The following is a 26,398-nucleotide window of genomic DNA, read 5'->3' on the forward strand; positions in this document are numbered from 1 at the left end:
TAACTTAAGTTAAACTACCTACTGAAAAGCTTCCAGAGGAATTGCGATAGATGGTTGCAGCACCCGTTCAAGTTCAACAAAAGTACGATATCAAGGATATTGGTCTAGCCCCCCTAGGTCGTCAACGGATCGAATGGGCCGGTCGAGAAATGCCTGTTCTTAAACAGATTCGCGATCGCTTTGCCAAGGAAAAACCCTTTGCTGGCCTACGTTTAGTGGCTTGTTGTCACGTTACTACCGAAACCGCTAACTTAGCGATCGCCCTCAAGGCAGGTGGTGCAGACGCACTGTTGATTGCCAGTAATCCCCTTTCGACCCAGGATGACGTAGCAGCTTGTCTGGTTGCGGATTACGGTATCCCTGTCTATGCCATTAAGGGAGAAGATAATGATACCTATCACCGTCACGTCCAAACGGCTTTAGATCATAAACCTCAAATCATTATTGATGATGGTTCTGATGTGGTGGCAACCATGATCCAAGAGCGTCAGCACCAAATCGCAGATATTATCGGAACAACGGAAGAAACCACTACGGGCATTGTGCGTTTACAAGCCATGTTCAAGGATGGCGTTCTAACTTTCCCGGCTGTCAATGTCAATGATGCTGATACCAAACACTTCTTTGACAACCGTTATGGGACGGGTCAATCCACCCTTGATGGCGTAATTCGGGCCACCAATATTCTCTTAGCGGGTAAAACGATTGTTGTTGCCGGTTATGGCTGGTGTGGCAAGGGTGTGGCCATGCGAGCGAAAGGTTTAGGCGCGAATGTCATTGTGACGGAAATTAACCCCGTACCCGCGATCGAAGCTGCTATGGATGGCTTCCGCGTTATGCCGATGTCTGAAGCCGCTAAAGAAGGCGATATTTTTGTCACTGTGACAGGCAACAAACACGTTATTCGCTCTGAACACTTTGATGTAATGAAAGACGGTGCGATCGTTTGTAATTCTGGTCACTTTGATATTGAAATCGATCTCAAGTCTTTACGAGATAAGGCCACTGAAGTGAAGGTTGTTCGTAACTTTACTGAGCAGTACAGTTTAAAAAATGGCAAGTCTGTCATCGTCATTGGGGAAGGTCGTTTGGTTAACCTAGCAGCAGCCGAAGGTCATCCTAGCGCGGTAATGGATATGAGCTTTGCCAATCAAGCCCTGGCCTGTGAATATCTGGTCAAAAATCAAGGTAAATTAGAACCCGGACTTCACTCCATTCCCAAGGACATTGATCAAGAAATTGCTCGTTTGAAATTACAAGCAATGGGTATTGCCATTGATGCACTCACCCCTGAGCAGATCGAATACATTAATTCCTGGACTTCAGGAACTTAGTATTGATCCCCCCCTCCCCCCTTAATAAGGGGGGCAAGTTTTTTCTAATAAGGGGGTAAGTTTTTCTACAGACTAAGACGCTTCATTATTCCAGGCGATCGCAGCTATGACACATTGGTTTGAACATTGGATTCCCCAGGTAATGCAACAGTGGAGTTACCTAGGCATCGCCTTTCTAATGTTTATCGAAAACGTTTTTCCCATTATTCCCTCGGAAGTGTTTATGCCTTTGGTCGGTTTTACCGTTTCCCAGGGACAAATTGCTTTTTTCCCAGCCGTCTTTGCCGGAGTGATTGGGACAATTTTGGGAGCCTATCCTTGGTACTACGTCGGTAAGTGGGTGAATGAAGAACGCTTAGAGCATATTGCTGATCGTTATGGCAAATGGGTCGGTATTAGTGCCAAAGATATTCATCGAGCCAACCATTGGTTTGATAAACATGGCGGACAAGCGGTTTTTATTTGTCGGATGATTCCGGTACTGAGAACCCTAATCTCTATTCCTGCTGGTATTAACGAAATGCCCCTCATAGCTTTTACCCTCTATAGCATTGTGGGAACCGTTATTTGGGTAGGGGCCTTAATGGCTGCTGGCTATAAATTAGGCCACCATTACGAAGAGGTTGCTAATTATCTAGCTCCCTTTTCTAAAGTTATTGTTATTATTCTGGCCGTTGCTCTCCTGGTTTGGATTGGCCGTAAATTAATCCGTCGTTATGGCAAGCCTTCCTAAACTTTTCATTCTCAATTCTGAACCCTAAAATTTTATGTCTCAATGGCTTGCTGAATGGATTCCCGCACTCATGAACCAGTTAGGTTATCTGGGAATCGCTCTATTAATGTTTTTAGAAAATCTATTTCCCCCGATCCCCTCGGAATTGATTATGCCTCTGGCTGGGTTTACGGCTGCTCAGGGAAAAATGGAATTGATTCCAGCTATTCTCGCTGGGGTTGTTGGCACTATATTGGGTGCATTTCCCTGGTATTACCTGGGTAGAGTAATGAGTGAAGAACGCTTGGAATATTTAGCTGACAATTATGGTAAGTGGATTGGCCTCAGTTCCCAGGATATCCGCAAAGCCAATCGTTGGTTTACTCGTCATGGTGGGAAAGCGGTCTTTTTCTGTCGTTTGGTTCCTGGGGTTAGAACCTTGATTTCTCTACCGGCGGGGATTAACGGAATGCCTTTACTACCGTTTACTCTCTATAGCACTATCGGGACAACGTTATGGGTGGGTTTATTGGCGATCGCTGGTTATAAATTAGGTGATCATTACGAATTAGTGGAGAAATATCTTGATCCAGTGTCCAAAATTGTCTTGGTCAGTTTAGTGATTTTCTTGATTCTCTGGATTTTCCGTAAACGTTTGCGCCGCGCTAATTAGCTTAAGTCAAATTTTTCTATTCTGAGCGATTGGGCATGGACATTCAAAAAGCAGGGCTGAGAAAAAATCTAGAAGATTGTCGCCAAGGCACTCTCGCCCTGTTTGAAACAGTAGAGGCCGATTTATTTTGTCAGCAAATCCATCCTGAATTTAGTCCCATTGGTTGGCATCTCGGACATATTGCCTTTACTGAAGCCTATTGGCTATTAGAAAAATGTCAGGGTTTAAAACCTCTATTTCCCGAATATCGAAAATTATTTGCTGCCGATGGTTTGCCCAAGTGCGAACGGCAGAATTTACCCAGTTTAGAGATTATTAAAAATTATTTAGAGATTGTTCGACTTCAGGTTTGGGATTATTTAGAAGAAACTTCGTTACTTGAAACGGAAAGACTCTGGTGGTGGTTATTGCAACATGAAAGTCAACATGGTGAGACGATCGCCTTTTTACTGCATTTACATCATGTTAAGAACCCTATTACCAATAAAACGGGGGCATTCTCAACCCCTCCAGAGAATTTAAGTAATGTTACGACTCAAACAGTCCTCAATATTCCTGCCGGCAGCTTTTGGATGGGCAGTGATCGCCTTTTTGCCCAGGATAATGAACGGCCTCGGCATCTCGTTAATCTAGAAAGCTATTGGATTGACTCCTCTCCAGCGACCCAGGGACAGTATCAAGAATTCATAGCAAAGGATGGCTATCAACAGGCTAAATTCTGGACGGAAGAGGGATGGCAATGGCGACAAACGCAAGGGATTGAGGAACCTTTATATTGGCTAGAAGGACAAGAGAATGCTCCTGTGTATGGGGTAAGTTGGTATGAAGCCCAAGCCTATGCCAATTTTGTCGGCAAACGTTTACCAACGGAAGCGGAATGGGAAAAAGCCAGTTATCATCAAGATTTTTACCCGCAATATCCTCAGCGATCGGTTTGGGAATGGACAGATTCCTGGTTTGCTCCCTATCCTAATTTTGAACCTTATCCTTATTCCGGTTATTCCCAAGTTTATTTTGACCAGCAACATCGCGTTTTGCGGGGGGGAAGTTGGGTAACGCGACCCTGGGCATTGAGAAAAACTTTTCGCAATTGGTATCATCCCTGGGTCAGGGAAATTTTTGTGGGTTTTCGTTGTGCAGATTAGGGTATCTGATATCGCATTTTGTTAAAGAATAGCAACAGTTAGATTTACAGTTAAAGAGCAAAATTTAATCCACGAATACCGACAGAATGCGCTAGAATGCGCTAGAATGGGAGCGTCGAATTGAGGGATTTATTATCGCAAAATATGTTAAACCCAAAACCGCAGCAGGAATGCTCGGAGTCCACGTCCTCATCAAAATATAGAAATTTTAGATAATCCTGAAATGGTTAAGGGTGATCTTGAATTACCAGGGTTTGTATTGCAAATGGCAAAAATCTGGTAAAGCGATCGCGGAAGTTCATCTTTGCTTGTAGAATGCTCTAGGGTCAGTTAACCGCCCCCACTATACTTAGCACGGTTATAAATTGTGATTTTTGCCCCCTAAATCCCCCAATTCTGGGGGACTTTGAAACCCATAAATAGAGAATGGTTCCCCCAAAAGTTGGGGGGCTGAGGGGGCTAAACTAAAAATCGTAAATTATGACCGTGAGGAGTATATCTGCCCGTTTCATCACTCATGCTGTAATATTTCGGAGAGATTTCGTGGATTTATCGCGCATTCCAGCCCAACCTAAACCCGGTCTGATTAACGTTCTTATTGAAATTCCGGCCGGTAGCAAAAATAAATACGAGTTTGATAAAGATCTTAACGCCTTTGCTCTTGATCGCGTTCTTTATGCCTCTGTCCACTATCCTTACGACTACGGTTTTATTCCCAATACCTTAGCGGATGATGGCGATCCCCTGGATGGCATGGTGATTATGGATCAGCCTACCTTTCCGGGTTGTGTGATTGCGGCTCGTCCCATTGGGATGTTGGAGATGATTGATGGTGGCGATCGCGATGAGAAAATTCTCTGTGTACCGGACAAAGATCCGCGCTATGCCCAGGTGAAGTGCCTTAAAGATATTGCCAGTCATCGCTTAGATGAAATTGCTGAGTTTTTCCGCACCTACAAAAATCTGGAGAAGAAAGTCACCGAAATCCTAGGCTGGAAAGATGTGGATGCAGTTCTGCCTTTGGTGGAAGAATGTATTAAAGCGGGTCAAAAATAGGCGGCTGGTGGACGGGAGTAGGGTCTGTTTTCTGGCCGTCCTCCCCAAATTTCAGCCAGTTCTTTACAATAAAGTTTGCATTAACGCTTCGATTTAGGTCAGCCTATCTAAACTAACGTTCCATCGCCCTTTTACCCAGAAAATCCCTATGCTTGTTAAGTCAACTACTCGTCACGTCCATATATTTTCTGCCGAAGTCAACGGCAATGAATTGACTCCCAGCGAAAAAGTACTAACTCTTGATATTGACCCCGACAATGAATTTAACTGGAGTGACGACGCTCTGCAACGGGTTTATCGCCAATTTGATGAGTTAGTGGAATCCTACAGTGATGAAGAATTAAGTGAATATAATTTGCGTCGCATTGGCTCAGATTTAGAGCATTTTATTCGTGCCTTGCTCCAACAGGGAGTGATTAGCTATAACCTTGGTAGTCGAGTTTTAAACTACAGTATGGGACTTCCTAAAATAGAAAGCCCGGAAACGGAAGGACAATATCTCCTTCAATAAATTATTGCCTTCTTTAAAGTATCAGCAATTCCAAGTTCAGAATGTAGTCCAAGAGACAAAAGTCTTGAAGTGCTCACGGTCAAGGGGTTTTGTATCAATATGTGGAATCAGCGTAATGCTCTATTTAGTGATTGATCAAGTTTGTTTGCCGGTTGCTGACTCTCCAAGAGACTAAGATTCGAGGAGGAAGTACGAAAAACGTTAGAAATCAGCAAAATCTCTCTTGATTGCATAAAAGCGAGATAGAGTCTGTATCTTATGTTACTGTTTGAATTTGGAATTGCGGTTAAAGTACGACTGAAAATTTTGAGTAGAGTTGTTAGTTATGGTTAGTTCTGTATTATCGGCAGGTTTGACGACGGTTTATCAGCAGTTGACCGCTTTCGCGGGGCTGGAGAGTTTTTGGACAAGTTTTGATACCGTTTTTGGGACGGAATATAATTTGGCTGTGGCTCAGTCGTTTCGTGCTCAGTGGCAAAGCGGGAATTTTAGTCAGTTGCCGACCATTGAGGTGATTGATGATCAAATTTTGGGCAATGCGCGGGGAGCCTATGCCAGCAGTAGCAATACCATTTTTTTGTCGGATACGTTTGTGGAAACGGCGAGTCAGCAGTCTTTGGAAGCAGTTATCTTAGAAGAGTTTGGGCATTTTGTGGATGCTCAGGTGAATGGAACGGATACAGCAGGAGATGAAGGAGAATTGTTTTCGGCTTTGGTACAAGGCCAAAGTTTAGATGCGGCAACTTTACAGGCATTAAAAGCCGAGGATGATTCCGCAATCATCACAATCGCGGGAGAAAATATTTTAGTCGAGCAAAATACCCCTAATTCCCCCTTAATCAATGGATTGGGAGGAACAGTTGGATTTGGGGAAAGTATCTTAGATCGTAATGATGATGGTTCCACAAGTTTTATTGATGTCACCTCTGTGTTTGAGACCGGATTAAACTTTTGGGGCACAACTTATAACGGTTTTTACATCAACAACAACGGCAATATTACCTTTAATTCTCCTCAGAGTACCTATACACCCTATGCAATAACAGGTAATACTGGTCAACCTATTATTGCCCCTTTTTTTTCCGATGTAGATACTCGTGCAGGAACACTAACACCTTCTTCAGGGGGAACTTCTACTGGTTCTAACTTGGTTTATTGGGATCTCGATCCGATTAATAATCAAGTAATTATTACATGGGATGATGTCGGCCAGTATCCCAGTGGAACTACGCCCAATGCCTTTCAACTTGTCTTGAAGGACACGGGCAACGGCGATTTTAGCATTGAATTTCGTTATGAAGATATTCAGTGGCTAGTTGGACAGGCATCTAGTGATGTTCTTGCGAGAGCAGGATATTCAGCCGGAAATGGAAGCAACTATTTTGAGTTAGAACAATCAGGCACAGAGATAATGGCTGATCTTGAATCAGCTAGTAATATTGGTCAGCCTGGAAAATATCAATTCTCTGTGGTTAATGGTACGGCATCATTAATCACTCTGACCGTAACGCCCACTAGCGTTTTAGAAGACGGAACCACCAATCTAGTCTATACCTTTACTCGTACAGGGGGAACAACCAATGCCCTCACCGTCAACTACGCGATAGAAGGAACAGCCACAAATGGTAACGATTACACTACTATTGCCAGCAGTATAACGTTTTCGGCAGGGTCAAGTACTGCTATCCTAACGATAGATCCGATTGCTGATAATGTTGCCGAAGACGATGAAACCATATCCTTTACGTTGGCTTTGGGAACAGGATATGACATAGGCACAACCAGCCCCATTATAGGAACTATTACTAACGACGACTTGCCCAGTATTACTCTGGCTGTATCTCCTAGCAGCGTAGCTGAAGATGGCACAACCAATCTGGTCTATACCTTCACCCGTACCGGAGCCACAACCAACGCTCTAACTGTTAATTACAGCATTGCCGGCACAGCCGATGCTACCGACTACACAGGCGCTACTCCTGGCACAGGAAAAACCATTACTTTCTTAGCAGGTTCAAGCACAGCCACTTTAACCATTGACCCCACAGCCGATACTGTTATAGAAACCGATGAAACTGTAGCCCTAACCCTCGCAACAGGAACAGACTACACCATCGGCACAGCAACAGCAGTAACCGGAACCATTACTAATGATGACCTACCCTCTATTACCCTAGCCGTTGCTCCTGCTAGTGTTACTGAAGACGGAACAGCAAATCTGGTCTATACCTTTACCCGTACAGGGCCAATAACCAACGCCTTAACTGTCAACTACAGCATTGCAGGAACCGCCGATGCTACCGACTACACAGGAGCTACTCCTGGCACAGGAAAAACAATAACCTTTGCAGCAGGTTCAAGCACAGCAACTTTAACCGTTGACCCCACTACCGATACCACCATCGAAAGCGATGAAACGGTTGCTTTAACCCTCGCAACCGGCACAGGTTATACGGTAGGCACAGCAACAGCAGTAACAGGAACCATTACTAATGATGATTTACCCTCTATTACCCTAGCCGTTGCTCCTGCTAGTGTTACTGAAGACGGAACAGCAAATCTGGTCTATACCTTTACCCGTACAGGGCCAACAACCAACGCCTTAACTGTCAACTACAGCATTGCAGGAACCGCCGATGCTACCGACTACACAGGAGCTACTCCTGGCACAGGAAAAACAATAACCTTTGCAGCAGGTTCAGCCACAGCCACCCTAACCATAGACCCCACTGCTGACACTACGATAGAAGCGGATGAAACGGTCGCATTAACCCTCGCAACCGGTACAGGTTATACGGTAGGCACAGCAACAGCAGTAACCGGAACCATTACTAATGATGACCTACCCTCTATTACCCTAGCCGTAGCACCAGCCAGTGTATTAGAAGACGGAACTGTCAATCTGGTCTATACCTTTACCCGTACAGGGCCAACAACCAACGCCTTAACTGTTAACTACAGCATTACAGGAACCGCCGACGCTACCGACTACACAGGAGCTACTCCTGGCACAGGAAAAACAATAACCTTTGCAGCAGGTTCAAGCACAGCCACTTTAACCGTTGACCCCACTACCGATACCACCATCGAAAGCGATGAAACGGTTGCTTTAACCCTCGCAACCGGCACAGGTTATACGGTAGGCACAGCAACAGCAGTAACAGGAACCATTACTAATGATGATTTACCCTCTATTACCCTAGCCGTTGCTCCTGCTAGTGTTACTGAAGACGGAACAGCAAATCTGGTCTATACCTTTACCCGTACAGGGCCAACAACCAACGCCTTAACTGTCAACTACAGCATTGCAGGAACCGCCGACGCTACCGACTACACAGGTGCAACTCCTGGCACAGGAAAAACAATAACCTTTGCAGCAGGTTCAAGCACAGCAACTTTAACCGTTGACCCCACTACCGATACCACCATCGAAAGCGATGAAACGGTTGCTTTAACCCTCGCAACCGGCACAGGTTATACGGTAGGCACAGCAACAGCAGTAACAGGAACCATTACTAATGATGATTTACCCTCTATTACCCTAGCCGTTGCTCCTGCTAGTGTTACTGAAGACGGAACAGCAAATCTGGTCTATACCTTTACCCGTACAGGGCCAACAACCAACGCCTTAACTGTCAACTACAGCATTGCAGGAACCGCCGATGCTACCGACTACACAGGAGCTACTCCTGGCACAGGAAAAACAATAACCTTTGCAGCAGGTTCAGCCACAGCCACCCTAACCATAGACCCCACTGCTGACACTACGATAGAAGCGGATGAAACGGTCGCATTAACCCTCGCAACCGGTACAGGTTATACGGTAGGCACAGCAACAGCAGTAACCGGAACCATTACTAATGATGACCTACCCTCTATTACCCTAGCCGTAGCACCAGCCAGTGTATTAGAAGACGGAACTGTCAATCTGGTCTATACCTTTACCCGTACAGGGCCAACAACCAACGCCTTAACTGTTAACTACAGCATTACAGGAACCGCCGACGCTACCGACTACACAGGAGCTACTCCTGGCACAGGAAAAACAATAACCTTTGCAGCAGGTTCAAGCACAGCCACTTTAACCGTTGACCCCACTACCGATACCACCATCGAAAGCGATGAAACGGTTGCTTTAACCCTCGCAACCGGCACAGGTTATACGGTAGGCACAGCAACAGCAGTAACAGGAACCATTACTAATGATGATTTACCCTCTATTACCCTTGCTGTAGCCCCAAGTAGCGTTACCGAAGATGGCACAACCAATCTGGTCTATACCTTCACCCGTACTGGCTCCACCACTTCTACCCTAACCGTTAATTACGGAATTACAGGCACAGCCGATGCGACCGACTACACTGGCGCGACTCCTGGTACTGGAAAAACCATCACCTTTGCAGCTAACTCAGCCACAGCCACTCTCACCATTGATCCCACAGCCGATACCACCATTGAAAGTAACGAAACCGTCGCTTTAACTCTAGCCACTGGTACGGGTTATGTTATTGGAACCACTGCGGCAGTCACCGGAACTATTACCAACGATGATCTACCCTCTATTACCCTAGCCGTTGCCCCAACTAGTGTTACTGAAGATGGCACAACCAATCTGGTCTATACCTTCACCCGTACTGGCCCCACCACTTCTACCCTAACCGTTAATTACGGAATTACAGGCACAGCCGATGCGACCGACTATACTGGCGCGACCCCTGGGACAGGCAAAACCATCGCCTTTGCAGCCAACTCAGCCACAGCCACTCTCACCATCGATCCCACTGCCGATACCACCATTGAAGCTAATGACACCGTTGCCCTGACCTTAGCAACCGGCACAGGCTACACCATTGGAACCACTACGGCTGTCACCGGAACCATTACCGATGATGACACCCCCAGCATTAGCTTGGCATTAAACTATGGCGGTATCAGCGAAAACAGCCCCAGTAACTTCATCTATACCTTTACCCGTACTGGCTCAACGACCAACGCCCTTACCGTTAATTATGGGATTACAGGAACCGCCGATGCGACCGACTATACAGGTGCAACTCCTGGCACAGGCAAAACCATCATCTTCAGCGCAGGAGCCGCTACGGCCACCCTTGCCCTGGACTCGATAGGGGATACCAGCGTTGAAACCGACGAAACCATTAGCCTACAACTAGCCACAGGAACAGGTTACACAGTCGGTACTAGTGCTGCCCAAATCGCCACCATTATCAACGATGACGGAACCCGTCGCCAAAAAGGAACCAATGGCAAAGATGTCATTTTAGGCACTAACCTCGGCGACATTTTATCGGGCGGACTGGGCAACGATACTCTGACAGGGAGTGATGGCGGTGATTCTTTTCTCTTTAATGCCACCAATGAGGGCATTGATACGATTACCGACTTCTCTGTCGGCAGTGATTATTTGTTAATCAAAGGTTCTGCTTTTGGAGGTGGTTTGGTTTCGGGAGATACGATTACCTCTGCTCAGTTTATTATCGGTACAGCCGCTACTAATGCGAGTCAACGTTTCATTTACAACGCGACGAATGGAGCCTTATTCTTTGATGTGGATGGTAATGGTGCTACTTCAGCTATTCAATTTGCCACTCTCAGTCCGAAGTTAGGCCTCACCTTTGAAGATATTTTTATTAGCTAAATGTCGTTAAATAGGCGATCGCGTTTTTCCTGGTTGAGAAAGGGCGATCGCATTATGGTTTTCGTTAAGTTACTCATTGTCGGAATGGGCATTGGCTGATTTAATCTTTACTTAAGACTTCAGAAAAACCAGCATAGGAGGATATGACCGTGGCCAAAAAATCGATCGCGAATTTAACTGCCGCCGATATTGAAGGAAAACGTGTATTTGTACGAGTGGATTTTAATGTGCCTTTGGATGACAGTGGTAGCATTACCGACGATACTCGGATTCGAGCCGCTTTACCCACCATTCAAGATTTAATTTCCAAAGGTGCGAAGGTTATTTTAGCCAGCCATTTTGGCCGTCCCAAAGGAGAAACTTTTGCAGATCGAGTTAAGGATAAATTACGCTTAACCCCTGTCGCGACTCGATTATCAGAACTGTTAGGTAAGTCAGTGACCAAACCCGATGATTGCATTGGGGCTAAAGTGGCGGCAACGGTAGCCAGTCTTAAAAAGGGAGATGTGCTGTTGTTAGAAAATGTCCGTTTTCATCCAGGTGAAGAAGCCAATGATCCCGAATTTGCCAAACAGTTAGCGGCCAATGCGGATTTATATGTGAACGATGCTTTTGGCACAGCCCACCGCGCCCATGCTTCTACCGAAGGTGTGACTCATTTTCTTAACCCCTCGGTTGCTGGTTATCTGATCGAAAAAGAATTGCAATTTTTACAGGGTGCGATCAAAGAACCTAAACGTCCCTTGGTAGCGATCGTGGGTGGTTCTAAGGTTTCGAGCAAAATTGGGGTGATTGAAGCCCTGCTAAAAAAGTGCGACAAGCTGATCCTTGGTGGCGGTATGATCTTCACTTTCTATAAAGCTCAAGGGTTAAGTGTCGGTAAGTCCCTAGTGGAGGAAGACAAATTGGATTTGGCTAAATCTCTCATGGCCAAAGCTCAAGCAAAAGGGGTAGAGTTCCAGTTACCGACTGATGTGGTGGTAGCGGATAATTTTGCTCCTGATGCTAATGCCAAAACGGTTAGCATTTATGCTATTCCCAATGGTTGGATGGGCTTAGATATTGGCCCTGATTCCATCAAGTGGTTCCAAGCGGCCTTGGCGGATTGCCAAACAGTGATCTGGAATGGCCCAATGGGGGTTTTTGAGTTTGATCAGTTTGCGGCGGGTACGGAAGCGATCGCCCATAGTTTAGCGGCTTTAACGGATAAAGGTGCAACGACTATTATTGGTGGGGGTGATTCCGTTGCGGCAGTAGAGAAAGTGGGTGTGGCTGAAAAAATGAGCCATATTTCCACAGGAGGCGGAGCTAGTCTAGAGTTGCTCGAAGGTAAAGTCTTACCAGGGATTGCGGCTTTAAATGATGCTTAATTTTTTCCTGATTTTTTAAGGATAATTCATCGGAGGTTCTATCAAATTTGTGAGGTAGAGCCTCTTTGTCGTTTTTATCCGCGATCGCCGGTCGTGAACATTCGGTTTTAAAATAAGTCTATTTAATTGGTCTATGGGAGTATTGCCCAAACTAACAGCAATTATGAATTTCAGAATCCTTACCTCTATCTTGCTCACTGGAACCATCGGGATTAGCGTCATTCCGCCTGTCTTGGCAGAGACTCCACCCGCCCAAACCTATCAACCTGGCTTTTGGCAACCCGTCGCTCGCTTTAACCCCAAGGAAAACGTTAGTCTGAAAATGGTTAACGAAAGCGGTATCAAACTGAACTATGATCTGACTAGTTTAGATACTGATACGCCGAGAGATCTAGAGAGCGGCCAGGATATTGTCTTAAAAGATATCGGACTCTCCGCTTACATTATGGTTTATCCCGCCGAGACTATTGATCCGGATAATCCCTTTGCCCTGCAATTTACAGTATCAGTTAATGAAGCTGACAATCTAGTGACAGTAACGGTAAAAAGAGCAGAAAAGGGTTTTATGGGTCATCGCACCATTAATCTCCAGAAAACTGGGGCTATTTATTTCTACTAAATTTCAGATCAGTGTCAAACAAACAGTAATATATTAGTTCATTTGGAGATGAGGCTATGGGCCAAACCTTAACAAAGAAAACCTGGGCAGTGCTAAGAGCCATTTCTCTCAGTCTCCTCTTCCCTCCCAGTCTCCTCTTTCCTTCTGCTCCTCTGCTCGCGGCTCCCCCTCGTCCCATTGATAAAACGGTAGAATGTGGGATTTTAATTGTTGGGGCTGGATTGGCTGGATCGGCAGCGGCCTATGAGGGATTACTGGCCGGAAAAAGTGTTTGTTTAACAGATATTACCGATTGGGTCGGTGGACAAATTTCTTCCCAGGGAACTTCCGCCCTGGATGAACGGCCAACTCAAGCTCAAAAACTCTTTTACCCTAGAGGTTATTTAGAATTTCGGAAGCGGATTCAGCAGGTTTATGATACCCGTAACCCTGGAGATTGTTGGGTCAGCGAATCTTGTTTTTTACCGAAGGACGGCCACGATGTGCTGATGGCAGAACTGAAAAAAGCGGAAAAACGAGGACAAGGTAAACTTCGTTGGTTTCCCAATACCGTTATTAAATCTCTAGATATTCAACCTGTCGGTTCAGGTGAACAAATTAAAAGCGCGATCGCCATTCAACATCAACCAGCCCAGGGCGCAGCACCGCTTAATACAGCCCCGCTTTCCCAGACCATTGAAGACAGTTATCGTTACGAAGATTCTGCCCAGTTTAGCAAGACCCTGATTCGTTTGGTGCCTAAATCAGCCTTGAAAGGTGAACCGGCTCCTTGGTATGTAATTGAAGCCACAGAAACCGGGGAATTGATCGCTTTAGCTGATGTGCCGTACCGATTAGGCATTGACCCCCAATCCTATTTAGAACCTTCTGCTTCAAGCCCAAAGGCCGATCCCTACTGTACCCAAGGTTTTACCTATCCCTTTGCCATGGAAAAAACGGTTGATCCTCAACCCCAAACCATGCCGTCTTTCTATCCTCAATATGCCCCCTACTATAGTTACGAAAAGCCCCGTTTTACCAATCCCGATTTGCTTTTTACCTATCGTCAAATTTGGAGTCCAGAGCAGGGAGAAGTCCTAAAATACAATGGCATTAGTTATCATCAGCCCAGCCCAGGCAATATTTCTATGCAAAATTGGACTTGGGGCAATGATTATCGTCCAGGGACAGAAAAAGATAATTTTATCTACACCCGTGATCAATTAGCCGCCACAGGACAATTGGCTCCTAATGGTTGGTTAGGTGGCTTACGCACTGATGCCCTGAAAAAGGGAGAAGAACATTCCCTCGGTTTTTATTATTGGTTTGTGGCTGGTACAACGGATTCACAGTTAGGAGATGGGGTTAAAAAACCCGATCCCAATAATCGTTTTTTAACCGGCTTAGATTCTCCGATGGGAACCGAGCATGGGCTATCTAAATATCCCTATATTCGTGAAGCGCGTCGCATTATTGGCCGTCCTTCTTTTTACTATCCCGATGGTTTTACGGTATCAGAAATTGATATTTCCCGTCGCAATTATCAAGAGGATTATTATCGTCAAAATTTGTCGCCTGATACCTATCGCCAATTGCAAGCAACCTTGTCCGGTTTGGAAGGCTTAGATGTGTTAAGCGGTAAACTTTCTCCCGATGCGGTGGAACGCCGTAAACGTTCGACTATCTATGCTGATTCGGTTGGGATTGGTCATTATGCGATCGACTTTCATCCCTGTATGACCCTTTCTCCTCCTGAAGCTCCCGGTAATACGGAAAAAGAAGGAGAGCGTCAAGGTGCGGCCCAGGCTTACCCCTTCCAAATTCCTTTGCGGGCTATGATTCCTCAGAGAATTGATAATTTGCTCGTGGCCGGAAAGGCGATCGCTGTCAGTCATATTGCTTCAGCGGCCTATCGGGTGCATTCCTACGAGTGGTCATCGGGAGCGGCGGCGGGAACAGTAGCGGCCTTTGCCTTGGATCAAAAAATTATGCCCTTTCAATTAGTGCAGGAACCCTTGGTACAGCAGAAAAAATTACAAGAATTACAATTATTATTAAACGATAATGACAATCCCATCGCTTTTCCTGATACTTCTATTTTTAATAACACCTGGGATGATTGGAAGTAAGCATAGAATCTGAGTAAAAGCTAAAGCTATCGTCAACAGGGAATTCCGTACTATTGTTTTTGCCTACTATCTATGGAGCTTCCTATCCGTCAGTTTTAAGAATCCAGAAAAGATGTGCTAGGCTGGCTTTAGTAACTAGATTTAGACTTTAGAAAAATATCATGAATAAACAATTACTCTATATTCTTACCGTGATAACTGGCATCAGTTTATCTACATCTAAGGTAGTTGGTATTACCCTTGATTTTGATAATCTACCCACGCAAGGGGCAACGAATCAAAGTCTGTCTTTTGAAGACTCTAATGGTGGAAGTAATACGTTTCAAGGCGTTACGTTCAATGCAAATCAGTTTAGAGTAACTGGCGATGACTATCGAGTTGGGGGAGCCGCTCCGAATCCTGCTTTTGGTTTGCCACATTCTGGCCACTTTTTTCTAAATAATGCCAATACACCTAACGATGGCGTAGTTCTGACGACTTCTCTGGTGTTAACAGAAGCGTGGTTTGGTCGAAATGAATATTACGGCTATGGTGGTGGGGCCAGTGATGTTACTGTTACAGCTTTTGGGGTAAACGGAGATCTTGGCTCGGTTGCGATCTCGTTACCAGATACCTTTCCTTATACAGGGAATCTACCTTCTCCAAATCAATCCATTGGTAATGGACTACCTGATCCTATGGTGCGAATGGATACTAGCAACTTTTTGGCTTTGTCTGGAATTACGGGCTATCGAATTAACCGCATTGAGATTGGTTCATCGTCAGGAAACTGGGTCGCTGATGATTTTACCTTTGCTCAAGCTGTTCCTTGGGAAACCGATGCTCTACCTATTGTTGGAAGTACTCTTCTCTTTGGATGTGGTGTTTGGGCAAAACGCAAATTTGGAAATACCGACACAAAATAAGCATTTTTTCTCTTGCTTTTTCTGATTTAAAGAGCTTTATTAAGGGATCAGAATCGGTGTATAGGCGATCGCGTTGTTATTGGTTGCCCTTAAAAGGGTTAGCAGAAGCCGATGCAATTCGTTTGGTGACGGAAGACTATGGATTAACGGGAAAAAAGGAAGAATTAGCCCATTTTGTCAACCAGATGGGACGGCATCCCCTCTTAATGCAACTGGTATCGAGTTGGATGCGGGAGGAGTTGGGGGAAGGGGTTTGCGTGACAGAGGCGGAAAATTTGGGCTTAGATTTGTTTACGGTGGAGGGTTATCACCATGATACGGAAACCTGTGTCAAAGAAGTGGTGACGGCCAGTTTGGCGCGATTATCGGCACGGTTAGGGGATATTTTAAAGCGTTTATCGGTATTGCGAGGGATTTTTGATCTAGGGTTAGCTCAGGGGTTAACAGCAGAGGTAACAGAGGCAGATTTACGGTATTTAGCCCGTTTGTCGTTGTTGCAGGAGTTTCCGCCCGAACCCAAAGAGGGAAAACGGCGACGGTTTCAGTTTTTGCCCTTAATTCAGATGTTTGTGCAACAGCAAGCGGATTCTGAGGTGTTGCGATCGGCGCGACTCGTTAAACCTTGTGGCACTTTGTTATAAATCCTTGGGGCAGTATGAAAAAGCGATCGCCTATCACCAGCAACATCACGACATCAGTGAGGAAATCGGCAATCGACAAGGGGTAGCAAGTTCTCTAGGGAATTTAGGCATTTGTTATAGAAACTTGGGGCAGTATGAAAAAGCGATCGCCCTCTTTTTAACAAGAGATCTAAAATGCGATCGCCACTTCCAATTTCATTCCCATAAAATGCGATCGCCTCTTTATTTTTTGTGGGAGAGCCGTGCTGATGGGAGGGTAGAGGCTTTCTGTTCAGCCAAGTCGCTAGAATGGGACTAGACTTTCCCAAATTTTAAAAATCTCTTTATGTCAGACACCGTATTGATCGCCGATATTTATAAGCTATTTGAGAAAACTGAAGCTCAATTTGCCGAGTCTCAAAAAGAAGCTGAACGTCGCAATGCTGAAGCCGATCGCCGTAGTGCCGAAGCTGAACGTCGCGAGGAAGCGAATCGCACTATGGAAGAATTAAAGAAACAGGTACAAGAAACCACGAAAGCAGTTAATAACCTTACAACTCCTTTGTGTCATTTTATAGAAGAAATGGTGGAGCCTGCGGTAGTAAGGTTATTTCTGGAACGGGGGATTGATGTAACCCAAACGATGAGTCGCCTGAAAAGTCAGCTTCCTGGGGCGGCTATGGAAATTGATATTGTGGCGGTGAATGGGAGCGAGTTGGTAGCAGTGGAATGTAAATCCCGACTATCAAAAGATGATGTCAATGACTTTTTAACCCGATTACAGCGATTTAAAGTTGCCTTTCCCCAATTTCGAGAGTTTCAGGTTTATGGTGCGGTGGCAGGAATTGAAATTGACCAGGGGATAGATGCCTATGCCTATCGGCAGGGATTATTTGTGATTAAGCAATCGGGAGAAACGGTTAAAATTGCTAATGATGATCTGTTTCAGCCAGTGGGTTTTGCCTAATCAACAACAGAAATATAAAAATTTAGTGATCGCCGATTAATTGATAGTTGATAATGAATAGTTGATAATTATCCATTGTCAATTGTCCATTATCCATTGAAAACGGCGATCGCTGGTTATTTCGACATGGATGTATTAGAATTAGAAAATCTTATAAAATCCCCTGATTAAGACGATGGAACCTTTCACAACCGCCGCGATCGCCATTGGTTCAGTAGTAGCAACTAAAGCCCTGGAAAAAACGGGTGAAAAAGTAGCTGAAACCCTTTGGCAACAAACAGGTAATTTTTTGAATTCCTTGAGAAACGAATCACCCGATACGGTCACAGCGATTGAAAAAGCTCCTGAACAGCCCTTGGATTATGGAAAAGCGGTATTAGAAACTGAAGCCGCAGCAAAGGCCAATCCTGAAGTAGCTCAAAGGATGCAGGAATTAGTCGCAATGGTAGAAACGGAACCTTTGCTAAAAGAACTTGTGAATTCAATTAAATCTCAGACGCAACAGACAACCGTTATTAATTCTCAGAAGTTAGCCGATGAAATCAAGAATGTTTTTCAAGGCAATACAATCATTGGTGGAACTTTTTGACTGTATTCGTCTGGTGAGGAACAGACAAAGTTAGCCCCAACGCAATCAGCAACCATGATTACGACACCCACGCCTGTGGATAAATGGCAGGGACGACAGGATGAAATCAAGGAACTACAAACCGCCCTCAGCAATGAGAAAGTACGCTTAATCGGGATGACCGCCGCAGGAGGCTATGGTAAATCAGCTTTAGCGGTAAAGTTCACACAGCAGTTAACCCCTAATTGGCGGGTGTTGTGGGTGAGTTTTATCCAGCCTTATCCCTTGGCGCAATTTGGGCGATGGTTATTGGAGCAGTTAGGACGAGATTATGATGAAAAATGGGACGATGAGACGTTAATTGGGCAGATCATCGCAGGGTTGATCGCCGAGCCTTATTTGTTGGTGTTGGACAATATGGAAACGGTAATACCAGCAGAAGGGAAGTCGGTTTATGGTCAATTTTTGAGTCAATGGTTAGGGAATGGGAGTAACAGTAAGCTATTGCTCACCAGTCGGGAACAGCCAACGTTGGCCCGCAATTTGCAACCGCGTTGTTATTGGTTGCCCTTAAAAGGGTTAGCAGAAGCCGATGCGATTCGTTTGGTGACGGAAGACTATGGTTTAACGGGAACGGAGAAAGAATTAGCCCATTTTGTCAATCAGATGGGACGGCATCCCCTCTTGATGCAACTGGTATCGAGTTGGATGCGGGAGGAGTTGGGGGAAGGGGTTTGTGTGACAGAGGCGGAAAATTTGGGCTTAGATTTGTTTACGGTGGAGGGTTATCACCGTGATACGGAAACCTGTGTCAGAGAAGTGGTAGCGGCGAGTTTGGCGCGATTATCGGCAAGGTTAGGGGATAGTTTAAAGCGGTTATCGGTATTGCGAGGGATTTTTGATCTGGGGTTAGCTCAGGGGTTAACAGCAGAGGTAACGGATGCAGAGTTACGGTATTTAGCCCGTTTGTCGTTGTTGCAGGAGTTTCCCCCCGAACCCAAAGAGGGAAAACGGCGACGGTTTCAGTTTTTGCCTTTAATTCAGATGTTGGTGCAACAGCAAGCGGGTTCTGAGGTGTTGCGATCGGCGCATCAGGCTGCATTAGATTATTTTTTGGCCCATTTACCTGCGCCACCTTGGGAATCGTTGGAAGATTTGACGGCCTATTTAGAGGCGTTTTACCATGCGGGGGAATTGGGAGAATGGCAGTTAGCCTATGATATTTTGGATGAGGAGCGGGGGGGAGAAGGGAAAAATAAATCCGTTGATGAGTTTTTGGATTTACAAGGTTTTTATCGTCAGCAAGCACAGTTATATGAGCAGGTGGTCGCTGGAAGCGCGCCTACGGCAAACGCAGGGAGTCAACAGGAACAAGATTGTCATCGCAACTCGTTAAACCGTCTGGGTATCTGTTATTTTTCTTTGGGGCAGTATGAAAAAGCGATCGTCCTCTACCAGCAATATCACGACATCAGTGAAGAAATCGGCGATCAGCAAGGGGTGGCAAAGTCTCTAGGCAATTTAGGCAATTGTTATGTTTCCTTGGGGCAGTATGAAGAAGCGATTGCCCTTCTCCAGCAAAATCACGACATCAGTGAAGAAATCGGTAATCGGCAAGGGGTGGCAAATTCTCTAGGCAATTTAGGCAATTGTTATTATTATTTGGGGCAGTATAAAAAAGCGATCGCCCACTACCAGCAAAATCACGACATCAGTGAAGAAATGGGCTATCGGCAAGGGGTGGCAATTTCTCTAGGGAATTTAGGCAATTGTTATTATTATTTGGGGCAGTATAAAAAAGCGATCGCCCACGACCAGCAAAATCACGACATCAGTGAAGAAATGGGCTATCGGCAAGGGGTGGCAAGGTCTCTAGGGAATTTAGGCAATTGTTATTATTGCTTGGGGCAGTATGAAAAAGCGATCGCCTATCACCAGCAACATCATGACATGAGTGAAGAAATCAGCGATCGGCAAGGGGTGGCACATTCTCTACATAATATAGGGGTGGCGTTGATTAAACTAGACCAATACAGTGAAGCAGAACCCAAAATTCAAGAATCCTTAGTTATGTCCCAAGAGATTAACTTTAAACAGTTAACCGCCCATAGTTTCAAAGCCCTTGCTCAAATTGCCCATCAAACCAATCAACCCGAACTCGCCCTCAGCCATTGCCAAAACGCCCTCACTCTCTCCCAAGAACTTGGCATTCCTTTAGTCAAAGACTGCGAAGAACTCCTAGCAAAAATTCAGGAAAACTTAGGAGAAAATCAATAAACCATCAATTCAATCTGAATAAACAAAGCCATGCTACAACTAACCCTAAACGAAGCCCAAAACCAACTTCCTGAAATCCTAAAAGCCGCCGCCGAAGGTCAACAAGTCATCATCCAAAACCACGACGGTAAAAACTTTCAGATCATTTCCCTTCCTTTTCCTTCCCAACATTCTCACTATGGAAGCGCAAAAGGTATCGTTAAAATGCTTGACAACTTTGACGATCCGATTGAAAACTTTGAGGACTATATGCCATGAAATTCCTGATGGATACCCATGCGTTTTTATGGTTTATCGAAGGAGACGAAAATCTTAGTCATACTGCTCGCTCTATTATTGAAGACAATCAACATAAAAAACAATTAAGCATTGCTAGTCTTTGGGAAATATCTATCAAAGCCAGCCTTAAAAGACTAGAATTAAAAACCACTTTTCCCGAATTAGTTCAAAATCATATTTATGGTAACAACTTTGACATCCTAGCCATTTATCCCGAACATCTCGAAAAACTAAAGACACTAACATTTCATCATAAAGATCCCTTTGATCGTCTTATTATTGCTCAAAGCTTAGTAGAAAATATGATCATAATAACCAAAGATTCACTATTTAAAAACTATACTAACAAACTGTTATGGTAGTCCCAATAGAGATAATCTCGTTGAACAATATAGGAGAGCGGTTGATCAAATTGGCATTCCTTTAGTTAAAGACTGCGAAGAACTCCTAGTAAAAATTCAGGAAAACTTAGGGGACAATAGTTAGTATCAAAAAAATTCACCTTTCCTATCCATTTTTAAATATTGATCAATATGCAAAACCAAATTATCCTCAATATCGAATATTGCCAAGAAAACAATCAAAATTACTTTGTAGCGACCAGTCCCGACATCCAAGGACTCGTTGCCGAAGCCGATACCATAGACGCTGTGATCGAAATCGCTAAAGATTTGATTCCTATTCTGTTGGAACTTGATCAAACGAAAGCTGAACATCCCTGTATCACCTTGACTCCCGCAAGTCACTTTCAAATTCCCCTTATGGCATCGTAGAAATGGGCAAACTATCTGGCTTTACTTACCGAGAAGTTATCCGCAAACTGAGAAAAATAGGCTTTGAATTTTATCGAACAGGTAAAGGCGATCATGAAATTTGGTTTAATCCTCAAACTCGCTTAAAAACAACTATCCTTCATCATAAAGAAATCCGAGAAGGGACTCTTCATAATATTCTCAAACAATGCCAAGTTAGCATTGATGAATTCCTTAATCTGTAAGGCTATCTGTCAGTAACTCTCATTCTCACTCAACAACTGGAAATTCCCCTCCTTCAAGACTGCGAAGAACTCCTCGCAAAAATTCAGGAAAACTTAGGGGACAATGATTAAAGTTTAATTTCCAAGTTCATAAATATTGGACTTAGAAACTAAGCCCCTACCCTAAAACTTTTGAGAATATGATAAGCTTTTCCTATGAGAATTTATCTTGATATGTGTAGTTTACAGCTTCCATTGGGTAACCGTTCAGGGGGTAATCAAGAAAATGAGCTACATGGAATTGGATGGAATCACTATGAACAAGCAGTTGTAATTGATTTCATTGCCAATAATTCTGAGTAGCCAAAGTCCTATATCAAGTTGCGAATCGCCTTTTAGACTTCTTGGGCGCGCTCATCCCATTGCATTGATCTCATCTATCCCTTGCTATACAAAGGTTTTGATCATTTTGGCAAATGCGCTATCCCCCTGAACGATTACGAAAAAACTATATTGCAGAAATCCTATCGAAAGCAAATCCATTTGTGTCAACAAGTATTCAGGTCGAACAATGGGCAGAGATGTTTTCTACGGTAGGTATTAAAACATTAGACGCACTACATTTAGCCTTCTCAATTGAAGCAAAATCTGACTATTTCTGCACCTGTGATGACAGATTTTTGAGACGCGCTAAAACAATAGATACTAAACAAACTAAAGTTGTTTCTCCCCTAGAACTGATTACGGAGCTATCCCAATGATTACCCAAACTAAAAACCTCAGCGAAATTACTCAACAATCCATAGAAGTTCTCTTTAAAGAGGTTGGTATTGCCAATACAATCCGTTTTTTAAATCAGTTTTCGACGGGCTATGGCAATTATACAGAAGAACGAGAAAAATTTTTTGAAGACTTAACTCTTAATGAGGTTTTAGCAAAGTTTAAAAACTTAACTGAGTAAAACACGCTTTTATTTTTGTCCCAACTTCATCGAGAACATCATTGGCTGAAAAACGCGATCGCCAAACCATCAAAAAACCAATGCCTACTAAAGATATTTTTCAGTATTTAGTTTTGATCCTAGCCAGGAGGTAATTGTACGATGGCTTCCTTAATTGCTCAATATCGGCAAATTATTGAAAAAATACTCCAAGATTATGCCGACTTCCTCGACACCGATCGCCAAATTCAAATCGAATTAGTCTTAGATCAAAAACGCGATCGCTATTTATTGGTTGAAACAGGTTGGCAAAATGGTTATCGAATCTACGGAACCCTATTACATATTGATATTATTGATCAAAAAATTTGGATTCAACACGACGGAACCGAGGATGGTATCGCCGATGAATTGGTTGCCGCAGGAATCCCTCAAAACCAGATCATTTTAGCATTTAAATCCCCTGAAATTAGACCCTATACAGGCTTTGCTGTAGCTTAACGTTCAAATATGATGGACAATTCTCAAGACCGCGATCACCCCAAAATAATCGAGAATATCACTAGCTAAATACGCGATCGCCCTCTCCCAAGAACTTGGCATTTCTTTCGTCAAAGACGGCGAAGAACTCCTCGCAAAAATTCAGGAAAACTTAGGGCATAATCAATAAACTATCAACTCAATCTGAGTGAACAACACCATGAGAATTAAAGCCATTATCCATCCCGCAGAAGAAGGCGGCTACTGGGCAGAAGTTCCTGCTCTCCCTGGTTGCATCACCGAAGGCGACAACCTTGAAGAAGTCACTGAAAATTTAAAAGATGCCATTGAAGGATGGTTAGCTGTCGCCAACGAATCCAGTCAACCCAGTATCAACGATCAGCTAGTGGAAATTGCCCTATGAAATCCATTTCAGGGAAAAAACTCTGTAAAATTGTTGAGCAACAAGGATGGCTTTTAAAACGGGTATCGGGCAGTCACCACATTTATCAAAAACCAGACAGTTAGCAAATTTTATCTATCCCAGTCCATCGTAACCAAGACTTAAAACTTGGTACTCTCAAATCATTGATGAAAATTGCCAATCTATCCGAACAAGACTTACTATAATTGCCAAGCCGCCCTCTCCCTTACCCTAAAATATTAACCAGTGACTGAATAACGCGATCGTCTGAAATATTGGACTTAGGAACTAAGCCCCTACCTTAATTTAAACTAAAAACCCTTTTCAATCGCTCCCTACTGTTTATGAAAACTATCATTGCAACTGTCAAGAATGGCAAAATCGAATTACCTCCACAAGAACAACTCCCTGAAGGAACTCAAATAACAGTAATTATTGATGAACCTGATGCTAACTTCTGGCAAAATACCAGTCATAATTCCCTAGCAAAAATCTGGGATAACACCGAGGATGACATTTATGCCCAGCTACTCCAAGAATGATGTAATTCTAGTCCGTTATCCCTTTTCTGACCTCTCCAACGCAAAAATCCGTCCCGCTATTATTATTAGTATTCCTCATCCCTCTCAAGACATTTTCATTACTCCCTTGACCAGTCGAACCCAAAACCTACTCCCAGGAGAATTTATTCTTCAAGAATGGCAACAAGCTAAACTCAATGTTTTAACCGCAGTCAAAAGAGGCATTTATACCCTAGAAAAATCTCTAATTATCAAAAAAATTGGTATCTTAGCCCCCGTAGATATTGAGAATTTAGACGTTTCCTTACATTACTGGCTAGGTTTTTCCTCTATCGATTAACTGTTTTATGATGAACATCATTCAAGAATACGACCTCGTTGCCCTAACCGAAGATATCACAGCAACTCACAAAACCACCCATCAACCCATCCTCCTCCGTCGTGGACAAATGGGAACTGTTTTAATGTCCTTTGATCAACAAGCGTTTCTGATTGACTTTACTGATCAAAAGGGTGTGACCTCTAATTGATAAATCCTTGTTTAATGAGTCCTTTTGCCGGTAGATACTTCAGAACATCGTATGTTACGATTGATTGAAAAATCGATGTCCAGTAAACTTTTTAAAAACCTTATTTAATATCAACTAGAGGTCGCACCCGATCAAAACGGTCAAACTTTTGCAATGGAAACCGTCGATCGCTCAAAACTTCTACGGCTGATCAGTGAACCTGAATTAGTCTCAGTCTAAATTGTTCTCGCTGCGATCGCCCATCAAACCAATCAACCCCAACTCACCCTCACCCATTGCCAAAACGCGATCACTCTCTCCCAAGAACTTGGCATCCCTTTAGTTAAAGACTGCGAAGAACTCCTAGTAAAAATTCAGGAAAACTTAGGGGACAATAGTTAGCATCAAAAAAATTTACCTTTCCTATCCATTTTTAAATATTGATCAATATGCAAAACCAAATTATCCTCAATATCGAATATTGCCAAGCAAACAATCAAAATTACTTTGTAGCGACCAGTCCCGACATTCAAGGACTCGTTGCCGAAGCCGATACCATAGACGCGGTGATCGAAATCGCTAAAGATTTGATTCCTATTCTGTTGGAACTTGATCAAACAAAAGCTGAACATCCCTGTATCACCTTGACGACCGCAAGTCACTTTCAAATTCCCCTGATGGCATCGTAGAAATGGGCAAACTATCTGGTTTTACTTACCGAGAAGTAATCCGCAAACTGAAGAAAATAGGCTTTGAGTTTTATCGAACAGGTAAAGGCGATCATGAAATTTGGTTTAATCCTCAAACGCGCTTAAAAACCACTATCCCTCATCATAAAGAAATCCGAGAAGGGACTCTTCATAATATTCTCAAACAATGCCAAGTTAGCATTGATGAATTCCTTAATCTGTAAGGCCATCTGCCAGTAGCTCTCACTCTCTCCCAAGAACCTACTGTGTACACACATCTATTCGCAAACCTCATTTTGCCCCCCCAGCCCCCCAATTTTGGGTAGGGCTGTTTCATTCTAACAAATCACAAAGCCTGAACCACCTGTTGTCAAGCCATCTTTGCCCCTTTGTAATGGATAAAAAGCCTAATCCTCTGAAAAGATTAAGAGCTATAGTTTGGAGAATTGACAAATTACTAATAGCTTGAAAGTCAGTTAAAGGAAGAGTATCTTCCTTAAAGATTACGTCTTTTACCCAGTGTAACTGATTTTCTATTTTCCAATGACCTCTGATCTTTTGAGCAAAAGTTTGAGCATTTTCTACCAAACTACTAATGTAACCCATATTCCGTACCAATTAGAAGAAAATAAATAATTTAAAATTTACACGCTATATGCAGGCATCATTAGCCATCACAACACTAGATATAGACGGAGAAGGAAAGACTATAGTAGTGCGTTTATCAGTGCTTTTGTGCTGCATAAAGAGGCGTACTTTTGTTGATCAGCAGATTGTGATTCCTGAAACCTTTGTGGGGAAGCACTTCTGCTAATCTAGACTTGTTCGTATTAATTAAAATTCTTGTTACCAAGTACGGAATGTGGGTTATTAGAGATTTGTTGACATCTTCCCCGCCCTAAAAGGGCTAGGATTCCTCACCACGCTACCTGTTTAGGGTAGTGCGATCACCCCAAAATCCTATTTATTTCCTCGAAAATGGCAAAATTATCGAAAGTAGAACCTTAAACGGAGTCTGGATCAATTCCCAATGCCATTAACTTTTCCCTGAGTCGGCGA

The 26,398-nt window shown here is 43.7% G+C and carries 30 protein-coding genes and 1 pseudogene; 30 read left to right on the forward strand and 1 reads right to left on the reverse strand.

The annotated features are described in order from the left end of the window. Window positions 1–50: 50 nt before the first annotated feature. The 30 genes from ahcY (at window position 51) to KA717_30290 (ending at window position 25,563) form a co-directional block, all read left to right on the forward strand. Window positions 51–1,334, forward strand: a complete 1,284-nt coding sequence (gene ahcY / locus KA717_30145) for an adenosylhomocysteinase (GenBank protein ID UXE59916.1) — start codon at window positions 51–53, stop codon at window positions 1,332–1,334. 106 nt (window positions 1,335–1,440) lie between these two features. After that, complete coding sequence (locus KA717_30150; protein ID UXE59917.1) at window positions 1,441–2,067, forward strand: DedA family protein; 627 nt, start codon at window positions 1,441–1,443, stop codon at window positions 2,065–2,067. A gap of 34 nt (window positions 2,068–2,101) precedes the next feature. Further along, complete coding sequence (locus KA717_30155) at window positions 2,102–2,719, forward strand: DedA family protein (GenBank protein ID UXE59918.1); 618 nt, start codon at window positions 2,102–2,104, stop codon at window positions 2,717–2,719. A gap of 35 nt (window positions 2,720–2,754) precedes the next feature. After that, window positions 2,755–3,864, forward strand: coding sequence for an SUMF1/EgtB/PvdO family nonheme iron enzyme (locus KA717_30160; protein ID UXE64816.1), 1,110 nt, complete (start codon window positions 2,755–2,757; stop codon window positions 3,862–3,864). Between the two features lie 543 nt (window positions 3,865–4,407). After that, window positions 4,408–4,920: an inorganic diphosphatase gene (locus KA717_30165; GenBank protein UXE59919.1), complete on the forward strand. Its 513-nt coding sequence runs from the start codon at window positions 4,408–4,410 to the stop codon at window positions 4,918–4,920. 148 nt (window positions 4,921–5,068) lie between these two features. After that, entirely contained in the window at window positions 5,069–5,431 is a 363-nt protein-coding gene (locus tag KA717_30170; protein UXE59920.1) for an NAD(P)H-quinone oxidoreductase subunit M, read from the forward strand. A gap of 325 nt (window positions 5,432–5,756) precedes the next feature. Continuing rightward, window positions 5,757–11,087: a hypothetical protein gene (locus KA717_30175; GenBank protein UXE59921.1), complete on the forward strand. Its 5,331-nt coding sequence runs from the start codon at window positions 5,757–5,759 to the stop codon at window positions 11,085–11,087. A gap of 149 nt (window positions 11,088–11,236) precedes the next feature. Next, complete coding sequence (locus KA717_30180) at window positions 11,237–12,457, forward strand: phosphoglycerate kinase (GenBank protein ID UXE64817.1); 1,221 nt, start codon at window positions 11,237–11,239, stop codon at window positions 12,455–12,457. Between the two features lie 163 nt (window positions 12,458–12,620). Continuing rightward, a complete protein-coding gene (locus tag KA717_30185) occupies window positions 12,621–13,076 on the forward strand; it encodes a hypothetical protein (protein ID UXE59922.1) in 456 nt (151 codons plus the stop codon). A 56-nt stretch (window positions 13,077–13,132) separates the two neighbouring features. Next, entirely contained in the window at window positions 13,133–15,184 is a 2,052-nt protein-coding gene (locus KA717_30190) for an FAD-dependent oxidoreductase (protein ID UXE59923.1), read from the forward strand. A gap of 161 nt (window positions 15,185–15,345) precedes the next feature. Then, entirely contained in the window at window positions 15,346–16,089 is a 744-nt protein-coding gene (locus tag KA717_30195) for a hypothetical protein (GenBank protein UXE59924.1), read from the forward strand. Window positions 16,090–16,172: 83 nt separating this feature from the next. Next, on the forward strand, window positions 16,173–16,730 hold the full coding sequence (locus KA717_30200; GenBank protein UXE59925.1) for a hypothetical protein: 558 nt from the start codon (window positions 16,173–16,175) through the stop codon (window positions 16,728–16,730). After that, window positions 16,714–17,028: a tetratricopeptide repeat protein gene (locus KA717_30205; GenBank protein ID UXE59926.1), complete on the forward strand. Its 315-nt coding sequence runs from the start codon at window positions 16,714–16,716 to the stop codon at window positions 17,026–17,028. Before KA717_30200 ends, KA717_30205 begins: the two co-directional genes overlap by 17 nt. A gap of 27 nt (window positions 17,029–17,055) precedes the next feature. Next, window positions 17,056–17,676 carry a DUF3782 domain-containing protein gene (locus tag KA717_30210; protein UXE59927.1) on the forward strand — a complete coding sequence of 207 codons (621 nt, stop codon included), beginning with the start codon at window positions 17,056–17,058 and terminating at the stop codon, window positions 17,674–17,676. A gap of 175 nt (window positions 17,677–17,851) precedes the next feature. Further along, window positions 17,852–18,265 carry a hypothetical protein gene (locus KA717_30215; GenBank protein UXE59928.1) on the forward strand — a complete coding sequence of 138 codons (414 nt, stop codon included), beginning with the start codon at window positions 17,852–17,854 and terminating at the stop codon, window positions 18,263–18,265. Between the two features lie 54 nt (window positions 18,266–18,319). Continuing rightward, window positions 18,320–20,521 (forward strand): tetratricopeptide repeat protein, encoded by a 2,202-nt coding sequence (locus tag KA717_30220; GenBank protein ID UXE59929.1) that lies wholly within the window; start codon window positions 18,320–18,322, stop codon window positions 20,519–20,521. A 30-nt stretch (window positions 20,522–20,551) separates the two neighbouring features. Continuing rightward, window positions 20,552–20,779 carry a prevent-host-death protein gene (locus tag KA717_30225; GenBank protein UXE59930.1) on the forward strand — a complete coding sequence of 76 codons (228 nt, stop codon included), beginning with the start codon at window positions 20,552–20,554 and terminating at the stop codon, window positions 20,777–20,779. After that, window positions 20,776–21,162, forward strand: a complete 387-nt coding sequence (locus tag KA717_30230; protein ID UXE59931.1) for a type II toxin-antitoxin system VapC family toxin — start codon at window positions 20,776–20,778, stop codon at window positions 21,160–21,162. Before KA717_30225 ends, KA717_30230 begins: the two co-directional genes overlap by 4 nt. A 171-nt stretch (window positions 21,163–21,333) precedes the next feature. Beyond that, window positions 21,334–21,573, forward strand: a complete 240-nt coding sequence (locus KA717_30235) for a DUF1902 domain-containing protein (protein ID UXE64818.1) — start codon at window positions 21,334–21,336, stop codon at window positions 21,571–21,573. A gap of 2 nt (window positions 21,574–21,575) precedes the next feature. Further along, window positions 21,576–21,797 carry a type II toxin-antitoxin system HicA family toxin gene (locus KA717_30240; protein ID UXE59932.1) on the forward strand — a complete coding sequence of 74 codons (222 nt, stop codon included), beginning with the start codon at window positions 21,576–21,578 and terminating at the stop codon, window positions 21,795–21,797. 524 nt (window positions 21,798–22,321) lie between these two features. Then, window positions 22,322–22,537: a PIN domain-containing protein gene (locus KA717_30245; protein UXE59933.1), complete on the forward strand. Its 216-nt coding sequence runs from the start codon at window positions 22,322–22,324 to the stop codon at window positions 22,535–22,537. Then, window positions 22,534–22,737, forward strand: a complete 204-nt coding sequence (locus KA717_30250) for a hypothetical protein (protein ID UXE59934.1) — start codon at window positions 22,534–22,536, stop codon at window positions 22,735–22,737. The genes KA717_30245 and KA717_30250 overlap by 4 nt, the downstream gene beginning before the upstream one ends. A gap of 141 nt (window positions 22,738–22,878) precedes the next feature. Then, a complete protein-coding gene (locus KA717_30255) occupies window positions 22,879–23,217 on the forward strand; it encodes a XisI protein (GenBank protein ID UXE59935.1) in 339 nt (112 codons plus the stop codon). A 199-nt stretch (window positions 23,218–23,416) separates the two neighbouring features. Beyond that, a complete protein-coding gene (locus tag KA717_30260; protein UXE59936.1) occupies window positions 23,417–23,620 on the forward strand; it encodes a type II toxin-antitoxin system HicB family antitoxin in 204 nt (67 codons plus the stop codon). Further along, window positions 23,617–23,724, forward strand: coding sequence for a type II toxin-antitoxin system HicA family toxin (locus KA717_30265; protein ID UXE59937.1), 108 nt, complete (start codon window positions 23,617–23,619; stop codon window positions 23,722–23,724). Before KA717_30260 ends, KA717_30265 begins: the two co-directional genes overlap by 4 nt. Window positions 23,725–23,964: 240 nt before the next feature. Then, entirely contained in the window at window positions 23,965–24,162 is a 198-nt protein-coding gene (locus KA717_30270; GenBank protein UXE59938.1) for a hypothetical protein, read from the forward strand. Beyond that, window positions 24,140–24,481 (forward strand): type II toxin-antitoxin system PemK/MazF family toxin, encoded by a 342-nt coding sequence (locus KA717_30275; protein UXE59939.1) that lies wholly within the window; start codon window positions 24,140–24,142, stop codon window positions 24,479–24,481. Before KA717_30270 ends, KA717_30275 begins: the two co-directional genes overlap by 23 nt. A gap of 7 nt (window positions 24,482–24,488) precedes the next feature. After that, a complete protein-coding gene (locus tag KA717_30280; protein ID UXE59940.1) occupies window positions 24,489–24,671 on the forward strand; it encodes a DUF4926 domain-containing protein in 183 nt (60 codons plus the stop codon). Window positions 24,672–25,099: 428 nt separating this feature from the next. Beyond that, window positions 25,100–25,339: a DUF1902 domain-containing protein gene (locus tag KA717_30285; protein UXE59941.1), complete on the forward strand. Its 240-nt coding sequence runs from the start codon at window positions 25,100–25,102 to the stop codon at window positions 25,337–25,339. A 2-nt stretch (window positions 25,340–25,341) separates the two neighbouring features. Then, on the forward strand, window positions 25,342–25,563 hold the full coding sequence (locus KA717_30290; protein ID UXE59942.1) for a type II toxin-antitoxin system HicA family toxin: 222 nt from the start codon (window positions 25,342–25,344) through the stop codon (window positions 25,561–25,563). 109 nt (window positions 25,564–25,672) lie between these two features. On the opposite strand, the pseudogene KA717_30295 reads toward KA717_30290, so the two are convergent. Continuing rightward, a pseudogene (locus tag KA717_30295) lies at window positions 25,673–25,939 on the reverse strand (ISAs1 family transposase). Window positions 25,940–26,398 lie beyond the last annotated feature (459 nt).

It is taken from the genome of Woronichinia naegeliana WA131, assembly GCA_025370055.1.
In the GTDB taxonomy this organism is placed as follows: domain Bacteria; phylum Cyanobacteriota; class Cyanobacteriia; order Cyanobacteriales; family Microcystaceae; genus Woronichinia; species Woronichinia naegeliana.